Raw genomic sequence first — 13330 nt, 5'->3', positions numbered from 1 at the left:
TGCAAGGCATGCCGGTTGATGCGGTCGTCCTCCACCAGCAGCACCCTGCCCTTTCCTTCGACGTCAACACTGGGGGGGAGAAGCCCTTCCGGGTTCTCGGCGTGGTAACGTCGAAGTCCAACACAAGGTAAGCCGTCGTCCCCACCCCATCGGTACTATCCATACACAGGGAGCCGTTCATCAGCCGGACCAGCCTGCGGACAATCCCCAATCCCAGGCCAACCCCGCCATACTTCCTGGTATGCGAGCCTTCTCCCTGCGTGAATATGTCAAAGATACGGACGATCTTATCATCTGAAATGCCTATGCCCGTGTCGCTGACTACGAACAATACCCGTTCCCGCTCCGAACCCCACGAAAGACAATGTGCGCGCAGCGAAATTTCACCTTTCTCCGTAAACTTGACGGCGTTCCCCACCAGATTGAATAGGATTTGGCGAACCCTGCCTTCGTCCCCCAGCAAAAAGGGAGCTATTTTGTCCGAAATCTCCACAACAAAATTCAATCCCTTCTGAAGGGCTGTTCGCTCGAAAATACTGGCCACAGACTCCACCAACGAAGAAAATTCAAACTGCTCTTTGCTAATTTCAAGCTTACCCGACTCAATACGAGACAAATCCAGGATATCCCCAAGGATCGCCGTCAATTTCCGGCTCGATTCCAAAGCTATTGAAATATATTCACTCTGTTCATCGGTCAGTCCCGTTGTCAGGGCCAGCTGCAGCATCCCCATTGCGCCATTGAGCGGGGTTCGTATTTCATGGCTCATGGTGGCCAGAAACTCATTTTTGGCAAGGCTGGCGGCCTCAGCTCGTTCCTTGGCAGAAAACAGATCATTTTCCATTTTCTTGCGCTGGCTTATGTCATCGTGTACGGCCACAACTTCACCGGAAGACAGCCTGTAGACATTATTCTCCGCCCAATAAGAGATCCTGGCATCCTCATATTTGCTGCCTGCATGGCGGCGGTGTTTCCCTGTTTTGTAGACCTCTTGGAATACATCAAACAGGCCTAACTCCACTATACCGGGAAAAGCCTCGGTAACCTTTTTCCCTAAAACTTCCTCACGGGACCTGAGGTTTATGCGCTCGGCAGCCGGATTGAACTCCTTGATAACAAAGTTCTCTCCCCCATTTATGGCATCGAAAACAGCGACCCCGCTCTGCAGATTTTCAAACATCCCCCTGTAGCGTTCCTCACTGCGGAGCAAAGCATGCTGAAAACGACGCTGTTCGGTTACGTCCACCCCTATTGCCCAGGCAGCCCAGCCAGGCACCGGATTACTTTTCGACAACTTGCTCCAGGCAATGATCTTGGAAGTTCCGTCTTTAGCGCAAAGAGAGAACTCCACCCCCTGAAAATCTTCATCATGGACGCTGCTCAAAACCCAGGCTCTGTACTCCTCGTCCGGGTAAAGAAATTCAAGCGCATGCGGGTTTCCGATCATCTCGTCGGCGCTGTAGCCTGTAACCCGCTCGCACTCCCTGTTCCAAACCATTATCATTCCCTGATCATCGAATGCATCCAAAAGTATAGGCATGCTGGACACTACCTTGCGAAGCCGTTCTTCGCTTTTGGCCAACTGTTCCTGAAATTTCCTGCGCTCTGAAACATCGCGCACATTGGCGATATTGTACAAGAACTCTCCGGATTCATCCCGTACCGAAGTCAGATCAATTCTGACAGGAAACACAGTACCGTCGCGATGTTTGTGAAAAGTGGAAAAAGAACTTTTCCCCTGTTTCAAAGATTCACCCCGCATTCTCTCCAATATTTCAACCCCGTCGTCAGGGTACAATTCCTTAATGCGCTTGCCCTTCATCTCGTCCACATCGTAGCCATGCATTCGGGCATACGCGGGGTTGGCGTCCTGTATGAAGTGGCCGTCCGGTGAACTCACAGCCAGTCCCCACGACGCCTGCTCAACCACATGCTGCCAGCAAAACGCAGCTCCCGTATCCGTCCCAACCCGCTCGTGACCGCAAAAGACAACAACAAACACTCCACCGCCGTGCTGGCGCGGAACATACAACATTTTGAATTTGTTACGTATTCCATTAGCTGACGTCCGTTCTTCATCGACCTCGACAAATTCCCCCTGAATAGCCCTCTGAAGATAGTCCCGCATTCTCTCGTATTCTGCAGAAGACAGGATGCGTTCAACATGCACGCCTATGAAATTCTCAGGCTCCAGCCCAAACCACCGGGCATACGACGTATTGACCTGAACGAATTTTTCATGGGGATCGATATGGGCAATCATAGCGGGCAGGTACTCGGCAATTTCCCAAATACCAGAGCCAGCCTTTCCCGGAAGGCCTAGTTTTCTTGCCAGGGATTTTTTCAATTCCCCGTTTCGCTTCTGCGCCTCTTCCAGCTGCGTCCGCAACTCGGCGACGGAAGGCTCTTTCTGCCCCATAAGAACTCCTGCGCTCCGTAAATTGTCACCCCCCAAGCCCACCCAATAACAATATAAGGTCCTCAATAGTCACCAATATACATATACAGGCACTATCCAACAAGCCTGTTGATATATTATCCTGAAGCTTGCCCCCGCTTCCGGGCTGTGCAACAACACCGACAGCACAGCGCCAAACAGGAGACTTTTATGCCCTCACAGTACGACAACGACCCAGGTTCCACGATTCCCCGTTCCTGGGAACAAATATGTTGCAGCATTTCAACTCTGGGATTCTTCGGCAGATCGCCCGTAGCGCCGGGAACGGTAGGTTCCCTGGTGGCCGCACTTTTGGCCCGGCCCCTCTTTCTCCATAATCCGCTCTGGCTGAAAGGAATACTACTGGTCGCTCTGTTTTTCGTGGGTGGCTGGTGCGCAGGCCAGGCTGAAAGAGTCATGGGGCGCAAGGACCCCGGACAGGTGGTCATCGACGAGGTTCTGGGACAATGGATCGTCTTCCTGCCTTTCACTCAATTGGGGCTTTGGCAGTTGGCAGCCGGATTCGTTCTGTTCCGCATCTTCGATATTGCCAAACCATGGCCGGTCCGGGCCTCGGAAAAATGGCTGCCCGGTGGCTATGGCATAATGATAGACGATGTCCTGGCCGGACTCTACGCCATGATCTGCCTCTGGGGCTGCATATGGGGAGTGCTGTATTTTACGTAAAGAACGGAGACGCTGAAACCCGCTTGCGGATACTACAAACGGCTCGGCTGGTGCCGATGTGGTACAAGAAAGAAGACAGCGGAAATACGTGTGCGTTAGAGCGCTTCAGCAATATCTGACGGCAAAACAGCCATACGGGCGGATTTGCCAGGCGCTATAGAGCCAAACAAACCATCCGCTTTCAAAACACGGGCCGGAGTGCAGGTCACGGCACGCAAGGCTGCAAGCCAGGGGAACGGACCGTTTTGCCAGCGAGCGGCCATAAAACGCAATTCCTCAAAAAGATCAAGGCTGGTGTTGCTGCTCAACCCGTCCGTGCCAATGCACACGGGGATGTAGGAAGCAAAGAATTCTTCCCAAGGTGCGCGTCCAACCCCAATATACTCATTGCTGCGCGGACACAGGCAAACAGTTGCACCGCTGGATTCCAGCAGCTCCATATCCCCGGCATCCACCTGCACGCAATGGATGGCAAGTGTGTCTTTGTCCAGCAACCCCAGAGAATGGGCATAGGCAACAGGGTTTGTCCCAGGCGCACTGAAATGGGGTGAAACAAATCCCGCCCGGGTATAAAACCCCAACATTTCACCCTCGCCCTTCTGTAGCATTTCAGTCTCTTCCGGCGATTCAGCCAAATGCATCACAAATGGAAGCCCGTGGGCAGATGCATACGATTTGCTTTGCGTCAACAACTCTGGTGTTGTCGAGTACAAGGCATGCCCGCTGATACCACGCACATCAAAGGATAAAAAATCTTCCTCGCTCAATTCTCGCGGCCAACGCATGGTCTTGCCCGGTCCGATAAATTCCACCATGGGAGCCCATTGCACGGGAGAACGGACAAAAGCATCCGTCATCCTTTGGACATGAGATGAAACAATATCACCTACCAGAACAGTAGCGCATCCGGACAGCTCAGCTATCGCAGCATCCAGCTCTTCGGCTTCAGGCCGGGTACGCAAAAATTGTACAAGGCTGGCAACCCAAGGGACAAACCCTTGCCCGGATGCTGTTTTCCCGCAGATATGCGAAAGATTGACGTGCGTATGTGCGTTGACAAGACCGGGACACAACACGGCCTCCCCCAGGTCGAGCGCAGGTGCCTCCAGCCTGTCGGCCAGCTCGTCCCACGTACCCACCGCCTCGATCCCCCCATTGCGGCAGATAACCAGTGCGTCCCTGATGACAGCGCACTCCGCAGTTTGGCCGATGGTTCCGCCAAAGGATGCAGACACTTCGGTCATAGGCAGGCAGCGGGCCGCACGCAAAGCGGCATAGCCCCCCGGACGGCAGCCGGGATGATTGAAAGCAGGCTGATTTTTCATTCGAAAAGATAGGATGCGTCTGCAGACACCTTGTCTGTACGGGCGGCCAAAGTCCGGGCCAATTCATCAGGCTGGGTGGAATCGACGATGCCGCATTCCTGCGCCAGGAAATAACTCAACGTGTCGGCATTCTCCAAAAAGGTCCAGGTCAACGCATAGGCGCTCATCAAACGGGGATGATCCGAAAAGACGGGACGGGTCTTCAGACGCAAGACGATCTTGTGTTCACCGTTACTGCCCAAATGAAACAGCGGAGAACGGACGAGACGTTCCTTGAGCGCAAAGGCAAGGGCCTGCCCCACCGGATCGGAGCCGTTATGTATCAGCTGGACGGCCACCCCGGTTTTCTCAGGGGCTGCCTTTTCGCGAACGGAATTTTGTTCGGAATTTTGTTCGGGAGGTGTATCCCCGGCATTCTGCGAGAGTTGGGGGGGCTGCGAGGTTGCGGGCGGTGCTGCGGGCTCGTCTTCTTTTGCCGCGGCCGGATCGGATTCCGACGGCTGTTCACCAGCGGATGACGGTACGGCAGCAACAGCCGGTTTGTCCTCGGCAGTCTGGACGATATCAGAGGAGCGGATGGCATCGGACGTTGGTGCCGCATGCCCGACACCAGGGGAGGAGACGAAAAAGCCGACCGCCAACAGCAGCAAAGAAAAGAACCGAAGACGCTTACGCATGACAGATATGCTCCATTTTTTCCTGAACAACGTCCTTGTGTGCAGAATGCTGTTCCCTGGCCATGTTCACCAAAGCGGACTTGATGTCGTCAGGTTTGGGGAGATCGGGAAATTCGGGAAGGTTCAATTGAGCGAAATCGACTTCCGGCAGAGCCATCTCCTCATCCAGGTGTTGGGAATAGTCCGCAAGGGTCGCGCCGGACAGACGTTGTTTGTCCAGTTCCTCAGGCTGCAGAGTCCGCATGCTCTGCAACGCGCCGGAAGGCGTCTGAAACGTGTTGACTTCACGTATTCTGGCATTGAGTTTGGAACAAAAATCCCGAACCTGCAGGAAGTGCAGACTCAAGAGCTTACGCCCGGGCTTGTCCGGGTGCTGGCTGTAAACGCCATGCATATAGGCGTCTGCATCCTTGAACAAAAATTCATAAGCCAGAAAGACGGTCTTGGCATACCGCCCCGCTTCTGTAAAAGCCATGGGCAGGCCACACGGCAAAGCCGGGCGCATAGTCTCACCAGGGGTAAAAAGACTGGCAAGCCTTGCCTCGTTTTCTGTTTCCATGCCAAGCAGTTTGTAAAAAGGCCCTACATCCGGCAGCAGCCAATGCAGGGTCTGCCCCCGGTAGACGACTCCGGCAGCCAAAGGGGCCAGATGCTCGGCCATGGATTGCAGAGCCTGGGTCAATTCTTCCATGCGGGTTCGCGTGCCGAAAAAAGTACCCGCCATTTCTCCCATGACTTCATCATACAAAGCCTGGGAAAAATCATTGAATCCATCTGCCATATTCTCATTCCATCAAAGAGATTGCGGACGGCAAGTCCGCGCGATGCATCGGCGAAACAGCGCACAACGCCTGCAGCCGATCAAGAAAAGCATTCCCCAAAAAACGCGGCACAGCGTCAGAACGAAGCAGACCCCAAAAACGAAGACATGGCGATAATTATGACGCCGGCAGCCATGAGACCGTACACGCGTCGCCAACGAATTGCCAGAATACCGCCGATACTGGAGCAGAACCAGAGTTCCCACCAATGAAAACTCACCAGCTCCTGCCATTCCAGCAAGAAGGGGTGCCACCAGGGGGACGTCAGGGCCACACCGATCAAGATAACCATCATAAAAAGAAAGCTGGCGGCAATGTTGCGGGCAATGGCCGCTGCCACAAGCCCTGTGGTGGTCTGACGAGGAAAATTCTTCTCTTCATGGAGGCGGATGTCGGCTTCATCGTTGCGATTACGCAGCATCTGTTCCAGCCATTGTCCAAACTTGCCGACTGCCATTCCCAAAGCCAGCACAGGCAGCACCTCGGCAGGAGATGACAATCCGTAACGGTGGCAAATGGCCAGCGGCGCAATGGTGGCGGCTACATAATTGGGAGGGATGAATGTACCTGCGGGAAAAAGATCCAGCCAGAAAAGTTCAAAAAAAACGCCTATTCCCAGGCTGGAAACATATTCCCCGCTAAAGCTGGCCCATGCCAGACCGAGAACAAGAGGCCGTTCAATCAGCCCGACATTGAAGGTGAAACGAAGCTGCGTCAGGAGGGCAAAAAAAAAGCGCTTATGACTATCCAAGCGGGAAGGGGGAAATCTGTCATGTCAACCTCACCTGTGCCGTATCACTGGGAATACATCGGAAATCCAGCGTAATGTGGTGTTCCTCAAAATACAGGAGGCAGGCTTCATCATCAAGGCTTAAGGCGATATTGGGGGCGATTTGACGTTTGCCAGGCGAAAAATGGAGGTTGCCGATATTCAGGGTGGTCATCCTGAGCCCGGAGTCGTAGGCCCTGCGGGCGTCGCTGCAATTGGCAAAAAGGACCATGGCATTCGGAACTGCACCGCTGAATTTGCCGTGCAGAAAACTGCCCACATCCTCCACCTCCACAAAATACAGGCGGATATCCGTGGGCATGGCCATGGCCATTATCTCACGCCGCCAAACATCATTGGCCACGTCATCGTTGGCAATGACGAGGGTATCCACACCTGTAAAGGGCAGCCAGGTTTCGATGATTTGGCCGTGGATGAGCCTGTTGTCGATGCGTGCCCAGAACATTTATACGCCTGCTTTTTTCCGCAGAAGTTCACCGGCCACAATAATGCCGCCTTCTCCCGCCTGTTTGGCTGCTGCGGCAAGTTGGCCGAGAGGAAGGTGGAGTCCGCCCATTGCTTTGAGCAGCATGGGCATATTGACACCGGTAACGACTTCCAGATTTTGTTTGTTCAGCAAAGAAAGACTCAGATTTGTAGGAGTACCGCCGAACATATCGGTAAGGACCAGAACACCATGCCCCTTGTCCGCCTCGCGAACGGCTTCCTGGATTCTGGTTATTATTGCGTCCACTTCTGTGCTCGCTTCAACACCCACTGTCTTCACATCGGGGGCATCCCCCATGATCAGTTCAGCAGCCTCAAGCAAAGCCTGGCCGTAATCCTTGTGCGTCACCACAAGCAATCCGACGGTCAATTGATTTGCGTTTGCAGACATCGCCCTTTCCGTTGCGTGTTGCCGAAATCCGCTACACCCGCTCTATATGACGGTGTTCCAGCGTAACCGAATACTTCATTTCTTTCAGCATGGAAAAAATCATTTCCGCCGTTGCCACTGAACGGTGACGGCCTCCGGTACACCCGAAAGCCAGCGTGAGGCGGTAACGACCTTCTTTAGCGTAAAGGGGGACCATATAGCAAATAAATTCCTTGAGATGGCTGGCAAACCCGCTTCCCACCTCGCTTCCCAAGACATATTCGGCAATAGCCGGGTCCTTTCCGGACAGTGGACGAAGGCTGGGATCGAAATATGGATTGGGCAGAAAACGGAGGTCGAACATGCAGTCCGCCTCTTTGGGTTGCCCGTGCTTGAAGCCGAAAGAAATGACATGAATACGCATGCCCTGGCATTCCTGCCGCAGAAAGGACCACTTTTCCTGCAAAGTGCGCCGCAAATCGTGGATGGAGTAATGGGTCGTGTCCAGAACCAAGGTGGCCGATGTACGCAAGGGCTCAAGCAGGTTGCGCTCTTCTTCCATGGCTGGCTGGAGCCCCATATCTGCCGACTCCAAGGGATGCGGTCTGCGTGTCTGGTGATAGCGGCGTGTAAGCTCGGTCTCCTCCGCCTCCAGATACAGCAGATGCAGACTGATGTTCATGGTGAAGAGTTCGTCTTCCGTGGCGCGCCATGTTTTGAGGAAATCGCGCTGGCGGATGTCCATCCCCAAAGCCAGCCCTTTGTAGCGGGTCTGCCCTTCGCCCCCCTGCCCGGAGTACAATTCGACAAGGCGGGGAATCATGCTGGCGGGAAGGCCGTCCACGCAAAAAAATCCTATATCCTCAAAGACATGCAAGGCCGTGCTCTTTCCTGCCCCGGAAAGCCCGGAAAGTATGACCACGGTCAATTTTTCGGTCGCATCCTCATCAGTCATCGCACCCTCCTGCACGGCTCCAGCATCCTTTGCTGCAACTTTACCCGTGCTTAGAAAAAAGGGGTGCGGTTTCCCCGCACCCCTTGCTGTTTTCATTGTTCCGGCACGACGCTTAGGTCGCGGCGATAAGCTTATGAAGCTCGCCTGGGTCGGCCTGCATAAGGCTGTCTCTGAAGCCCTCGTTTTTAAGCAGCCTCGAGATATGCGCCAATATTCGCAGGTGTGTTCCCGTGGTCTGCTCCGGAGCCAGAACCATGAAGAAAATATGACATGGTTTGTGGTCCAGGGCCTGGAAATCCACCCCCTTGGCGCTGCGGCCAAAGATCAGCAGAATCCGTTCCAGTTCTTCAAGCTTGCCATGGGGAATGGCTATACCATCTCCAATTCCCGTCGTGCCGATTCTTTCCCTTTCCAGAAGTATGTCCAGCGCATGCTGCACGTCCACTCCGGGAACGTTTTGCAAAGGTTCAAGCAGTTCGCGCAAAGCCTCCTGCTTGTTTTCAGCCTTCATGTCGGCCAGCACATACTCTGGTTCCAGATACTCACCAAGTTTCATGATCGTGTTACATCCCGGGGTCGATAAGACCAAAATCCCCGTCGTTCCGCTTGTACAAAACGTTTACCCGCTCGTTGGCGGCATTGCGAAACACAAGGAATTCGTAATTGAGCGAATGAAGCTTCATGGCCGCCTCATCGAGGTCCATGGGCTTTACTTCAAACTTGTCCGAATGAACGATGGCCGGCCTCCGGCTCCCATCGTCCGAACCGCCAGTAAGCACAGCCTCCATCCGCCCGACCTTATCGGACATGGCATCACGGCGACTTTGCTTCTTAGCCTTGCTCTTCTTCACCTGGGCGACGACCTTGTCCAGGACCATGTCGGTGGTGGCGTACATGTCTTCGCTTTCCTCGTAAGCGGAAAGATGCAGATTATCTGCAACGACAATGACTTCCGCCATTTGCCTGAACTTCTCCACAGACAAATTGACCTGAACGTCTACGTTTTCCAGATTGTTGAAGTACTTGGCCAGCTTGCCAAACCGGTTGGAGGCGTAGTTCTTCAAGTGGTCAGAGGGCTCGAAGTTCTTGAAATTAAACGCCATGTTCATAGGCTACCTCCTAATTTCGGTTACGCAACTCAGAAATATTGCTTCCGCTTGCTCGACGATGCAATGCCGAGCGCCGTGCGGTATTTGGCAACAGTCCGACGGGCAATGTTGACCTGTAGTTTCTCCTTGAGCATTTCTGCGATCTTCTCGTCAGAGAATGGCTTTTTGGGGTTCTCGTCGTCCACTATTTTTTTAATGAGCGCCTTCACGCTTTCCGAACCTACCTGACTGCCGTCGTCGAGATCCAAAGCGCTGTTGAAAAAGAACTTCAATTCAAAAGTACCGTGCGGCGTGGCCACGTACTTGCTTGTGGTAATGCGGCTGACCGTCGACTCGTGCATGGAGATGTCGTCAGCCACATCCTTGAGGATGAGCGGCTTGAGCCGCGTTACGCCTTCCTCGAAAAAATCCCTCTGAAATTTGAGCAGACTTTCTATTACTTTGTAAAGGGTACGTTGCCGCTGGTACAGGCTCTTCATAAGCCAGACGGCAGACCGCATCTTTTCTTGGAAAAAGTCCTTGTCCGCACCGGCTCCGCCGCTCTTCAGGCTGTCGGAGTAGGAGTCGTTGATCTGCAGCTTGGGCAACCCGTCGTCATTGAGCACGATGACAAAATCATCCTCGTACTTGTACACATAGGCGTCCGGGCTGACGTAAATAGGATCTTCAGATCCAAAACTCGCTCCGGGCATGGGATCAAGGGTCTGGATCGTCTCAAGATAATCATGCAACTCTTCCATGGTCATCTTGAACTTGCGCAACAACGGCTTGTAGCGACGCTTTTCCAGATCTTCCAGGTGGTCGCCGACCAGGGAAAGAAGCACAGGGTCTTGGTATTCTTCAACTTCCAGCTGAATCAAAAGACACTCACGGGGCGTACGTGCGGCAATACCTACCGGATCGAGACGCTGAACGCGGTGAAGAACGCGCTCTACATCTTCAACGTCCGAGTCGGTCTCGCTGGCGATTTCCTCCACGTCGGCCTGCAGATAGCCCAGCCTGTCGAGGTTGCCGATAATATGTTCGCCGATGAGAACTTCATGTTCCGTAAGGTCGGAAAGACGCATCTGCCAGGCGATGTGTCCTTCCAAAGATGGCTTGGAAGAAAGACGAGCCTCGAAACTCATGCCCTCTTCGGGCACTTCGGCATTGCGGGACATGGACTGCTTGGCCGTGCTTGAAAACTCGCCAAGATAGTCTTCCCAATCCGCATCACGCAAAGCGGTTACAGACTCATCAGCCGCCGTAGCCGGTGAAACGTCTTCCGCCTTCGACGTTTGCACGTCGCCCGCATCGTCCGATCCGGAAACTTCGGCGACAACAGGCCCTTCTTCCAGAAAAGGATTTTCCAGAAGTTCCTGCTGCACCGTCTCCATCAATTCGAGGCGGGAAAGCTGAAGAAGTTTGATAGCCTGCTGCAACTGCGGCGTCATCACCAGCTGTTGCGTGAGCTTTAATTGTTGCCTGAGTTCGAGACCCATTATGAAGTACGTTATCTCCAGATAAAAAGCTGTACAGGAACTGGCCAGAGTAAAAAATAAGCACTCCGACAAGCCCCGACAAGACTGATCTTACAGGTTTTTCCCTACCTGTTACTCGTGAATCCAATATGCCATACTCTGCCCCAGTATGCAACAAAAAGGCCAAAATGTTCCCATAAAAGAAAAAAATGCAGCATCCCTGCGGTTGCCAGGTCGTCTCCCCCTTTTCGCTACGAAATCTTCATGCGCCCTTTCCCATTTTCCAATTCTAAAAAAAGCCCGCCACCTCACGATGACGGGCTGTTTTTTACCCGCTTTCAGCTCTAAGAAAAAGGCTCAGGCCTTGTATCCGATGGCCCGCAAAAATCCTTTGCGAGCGGCAATGTCATCCTCGGTTTCGATCCCGGCAGAAGTAAAACCGTCAATTACTCCCATAATCCCCCGCCCCTGATCGGTTTCCGCCACAATGACCTGTACAGGGTTGGCTGTGCAGCAGAACAGGCGGACGACTTCAGGAACGTTCATCAGGGTGTTCTTTATATTGATGGGGAACATGTCGCGCATAAAGATGATGAAGCTGTGCCCGCACGACAGGGTGTACGCATTCTTCCTGGCCAGTTCCACCAGCTCATCGTCCGTGCCCGACCACCGCACCAGGCATTTGTCCGAGGCCTCGCAAAAGGCGATACCGAATTTCGCCCCCGGGACCGTGCCCACGACAGCCTCGTGCAGGTCTTCCACCGTTTTGATAAAATGAGACATTCCCAGAACCAAATTCAGGGACTCGGGATTTTCAATCTGAACGACGGTCATTTCCATGGCGATTCCTCACTACCTATAATTAGGCAGGCAACCTAAATGGCCTGCGGGATATGCAAAGCCATGTTGTACAAGCTGGGCGGAAAAAGTCCAGTGCAGCCTGCCCCCGCAAGTTGAATGCTCCAGGCAAGAACATGATGCAGCAGAGAGTTCGGCCTTCCCCACTTGCGGTCTTCATCAGAAAAAAACCGCAGGAGATGCTCCCTGCGGTTTTTTTCTCAGCTTCATGGGCTGGCCTCAGCATTGCCCCAAAGAGCAATCAGGTGTCGTCCACCATGGCGCGGGGACGGCCGTTTTCCTCCGGCTCCGGGGTCTCGCCCCCCTGAGCCCACTCTTTTTTGTTGATTTTTTTGTATAATTTCGCAGCTTCCGTAAAGTCGGGTTTGCGTTTCAATGCTTCGACCAAGGCATCATTTGCCCTTTCCAGATCGCCCATGAAATAATGGGCCTTGGACTTGTTGAAATAGATATTTTCGTCTTCCGGCGTAATTTTTATGGCCTGCTCGTAGGCGTGCAGGGCTCCCACGTAATCGCCCTCGCGGCGCAACCGCACCCCCAGGGTGTTGAACGGGTTCGGAGCTTCGCTTTCGAACTTGAGAATTTCGATGAACAGAGCCTTGGTTTCTTCCAGACGATCGAATTGGGCGTGAATTTCAGCCGCCTTCTTGAGAAAGGAGCGGCAATTTTCCATATCGCCCTTGCCCTTGTAGGCATCGGCCAGTCCCTTGTACGCCTCGGCAAAAAGATCGTTGAGCTTGACCGCCTTTTTAAAGGCGATAATGGCCTTGCCGTACTTGCGGCGAAACAGGAAACTGCAGCCCATGTCGTAATACTTCTGGGCGTCGTCCTGGATGGTGATGATCTCTTCAAAGGCTTCGATGGCGTCGTCGAACTCGCCCATACTGACCATGTTCTGGGCTTCTTCCAGCTGGATTTCCTCGATTTCGCTGAACGTCTCGATATTGCGGGCAAGCTTGATATGCCGCTCAAAGGTATCCATGGAATACGGACGCAGGATATACCCGGTGCACCCTGCGGAAATGCAATCCAGAACCTTGTTTTTCTGATTTTCCATGGTCACCATGACCACGGGTATCTTTTTGAGGTTCATGTTCTGGCGCAGCAGTTTGAGAAAACGGGGGGCGTCCATATCATTGAGCTGACTGTCGCAAAGCACCAGGTCCACCTGATGGCTGGACATAAAATCAAAGGCGTCAGCCCCTTTTCCAAAAAATTTGATAGCTCTGGGAGAGAAAGCTCCAACGGAATTTTTGTCTCGGCGAGCATTGAGCTCGCTGGACGTCAATATGAGTACGGTTCCGAGCATATTAGTCATATACCTTGTATTTCAGCATGAATCCACCAAACAGCAA

Annotated in this window: 13 protein-coding genes and 1 pseudogene; 1 reads left to right on the top strand and 13 read right to left on the bottom strand. The window is 53.3% G+C overall.

What is annotated here, in order from left to right; genetic code table 11:
- Positions 1–124: 124 nt before the first annotated feature.
- A pseudogene (locus ACI0FJ_RS00890) lies at positions 125–2263 on the bottom strand (PAS domain S-box protein); the annotation flags it as partial.
- Between the two features lie 345 nt (positions 2264–2608).
- On the opposite strand from ACI0FJ_RS00890, the gene ACI0FJ_RS00885 reads away from it, so the two are divergent.
- Positions 2609–3124 carry a phosphatidylglycerophosphatase A family protein gene (locus ACI0FJ_RS00885; protein WP_424297968.1) on the top strand — a complete coding sequence of 172 codons (516 nt, stop codon included), beginning with the start codon at positions 2609–2611 and terminating at the stop codon, positions 3122–3124.
- A gap of 95 nt (positions 3125–3219) precedes the next feature.
- Here ACI0FJ_RS00885 and ACI0FJ_RS00880 read toward each other — a convergent pair whose 3' ends face one another.
- The 12 genes from ACI0FJ_RS00880 to ACI0FJ_RS00825 form a co-directional block, all read right to left on the bottom strand.
- Entirely contained in the window at positions 3220–4449 is a 1230-nt protein-coding gene (locus tag ACI0FJ_RS00880) for an amidohydrolase family protein (protein ID WP_424297967.1), read from the bottom strand.
- Positions 4446–5126 carry a hypothetical protein gene (locus ACI0FJ_RS00875; RefSeq protein ID WP_424297966.1) on the bottom strand — a complete coding sequence of 227 codons (681 nt, stop codon included), beginning with the start codon at positions 5124–5126 and terminating at the stop codon, positions 4446–4448. Before ACI0FJ_RS00875 ends, ACI0FJ_RS00880 begins: the two co-directional genes overlap by 4 nt.
- On the bottom strand, positions 5119–5907 hold the full coding sequence (locus ACI0FJ_RS00870) for a hypothetical protein (protein ID WP_424297965.1): 789 nt from the start codon (positions 5905–5907) through the stop codon (positions 5119–5121). The genes ACI0FJ_RS00875 and ACI0FJ_RS00870 overlap by 8 nt, the downstream gene beginning before the upstream one ends.
- Positions 5908–6023: 116 nt before the next feature.
- Positions 6024–6698: a PTS sugar transporter subunit IIC gene (locus tag ACI0FJ_RS00865; RefSeq protein WP_424297964.1), complete on the bottom strand. Its 675-nt coding sequence runs from the start codon at positions 6696–6698 to the stop codon at positions 6024–6026.
- A 19-nt stretch (positions 6699–6717) separates the two neighbouring features.
- The gene (locus ACI0FJ_RS00860) at positions 6718–7182 is read right to left on the bottom strand and encodes a PTS sugar transporter subunit IIB (RefSeq protein WP_424297963.1); all 465 of its coding nucleotides are present in this window, start codon (positions 7180–7182) and stop codon (positions 6718–6720) included.
- Positions 7183–7614, bottom strand: a complete 432-nt coding sequence (locus ACI0FJ_RS00855) for a PTS sugar transporter subunit IIA (protein WP_424297962.1) — start codon at positions 7612–7614, stop codon at positions 7183–7185.
- A 31-nt stretch (positions 7615–7645) separates the two neighbouring features.
- Complete coding sequence (gene rapZ, locus ACI0FJ_RS00850; RefSeq protein WP_424297961.1) at positions 7646–8548, bottom strand: RNase adapter RapZ; 903 nt, start codon at positions 8546–8548, stop codon at positions 7646–7648.
- A 112-nt stretch (positions 8549–8660) separates the two neighbouring features.
- A complete protein-coding gene (locus ACI0FJ_RS00845) occupies positions 8661–9104 on the bottom strand; it encodes a PTS sugar transporter subunit IIA (RefSeq protein WP_424297960.1) in 444 nt (147 codons plus the stop codon).
- A gap of 7 nt (positions 9105–9111) precedes the next feature.
- Positions 9112–9657: a ribosome hibernation-promoting factor, HPF/YfiA family gene (gene hpf, locus ACI0FJ_RS00840; RefSeq protein ID WP_424297959.1), complete on the bottom strand. Its 546-nt coding sequence runs from the start codon at positions 9655–9657 to the stop codon at positions 9112–9114.
- Positions 9658–9686: 29 nt separating this feature from the next.
- Complete coding sequence (gene rpoN / locus ACI0FJ_RS00835) at positions 9687–11138, bottom strand: RNA polymerase factor sigma-54 (protein ID WP_424297958.1); 1452 nt, start codon at positions 11136–11138, stop codon at positions 9687–9689.
- Between the two features lie 336 nt (positions 11139–11474).
- Complete coding sequence (locus ACI0FJ_RS00830) at positions 11475–11957, bottom strand: adenosine-specific kinase (RefSeq protein WP_424297957.1); 483 nt, start codon at positions 11955–11957, stop codon at positions 11475–11477.
- A 259-nt stretch (positions 11958–12216) separates the two neighbouring features.
- Positions 12217–13158: a tetratricopeptide repeat protein gene (locus ACI0FJ_RS00825; protein WP_424297956.1), complete on the bottom strand. Its 942-nt coding sequence runs from the start codon at positions 13156–13158 to the stop codon at positions 12217–12219.
- Between the last annotated feature and the right edge of the window lie 172 nt (positions 13159–13330).

Source organism: Desulfovibrio sp. 7SRBS1, assembly GCF_049723905.1.
Lineage (GTDB): Bacteria > Desulfobacterota > Desulfovibrionia > Desulfovibrionales > Desulfovibrionaceae.
This window is presented reverse-complemented; position numbering and strand designations above follow the sequence as displayed.

Coding starts and splice junctions, on each gene's coding strand:
- ACI0FJ_RS00885 (WP_424297968.1), top strand. CDS start 2,609: ATGCCCTCACAGTACGACAACGACCCAGGTTCCACGATTCCCCGTTCC.
- ACI0FJ_RS00880 (WP_424297967.1), bottom strand. CDS start 4,449: ATGAAAAATCAGCCTGCTTTCAATCATCCCGGCTGCCGTCCGGGGGGC.
- ACI0FJ_RS00875 (WP_424297966.1), bottom strand. CDS start 5,126: ATGCGTAAGCGTCTTCGGTTCTTTTCTTTGCTGCTGTTGGCGGTCGGC.
- ACI0FJ_RS00870 (WP_424297965.1), bottom strand. CDS start 5,907: ATGGCAGATGGATTCAATGATTTTTCCCAGGCTTTGTATGATGAAGTC.
- ACI0FJ_RS00860 (WP_424297963.1), bottom strand. CDS start 7,182: ATGTTCTGGGCACGCATCGACAACAGGCTCATCCACGGCCAAATCATC.
- ACI0FJ_RS00855 (WP_424297962.1), bottom strand. CDS start 7,614: ATGTCTGCAAACGCAAATCAATTGACCGTCGGATTGCTTGTGGTGACG.
- rapZ (WP_424297961.1), bottom strand. CDS start 8,548: ATGACTGATGAGGATGCGACCGAAAAATTGACCGTGGTCATACTTTCC.
- ACI0FJ_RS00845 (WP_424297960.1), bottom strand. CDS start 9,104: ATGAAACTTGGTGAGTATCTGGAACCAGAGTATGTGCTGGCCGACATG.
- hpf (WP_424297959.1), bottom strand. CDS start 9,657: ATGAACATGGCGTTTAATTTCAAGAACTTCGAGCCCTCTGACCACTTG.
- rpoN (WP_424297958.1), bottom strand. CDS start 11,138: ATGGGTCTCGAACTCAGGCAACAATTAAAGCTCACGCAACAGCTGGTG.
- ACI0FJ_RS00830 (WP_424297957.1), bottom strand. CDS start 11,957: ATGGAAATGACCGTCGTTCAGATTGAAAATCCCGAGTCCCTGAATTTG.
- ACI0FJ_RS00825 (WP_424297956.1), bottom strand. CDS start 13,158: ATGTCCAGCCATCAGGTGGACCTGGTGCTTTGCGACAGTCAGCTCAAT.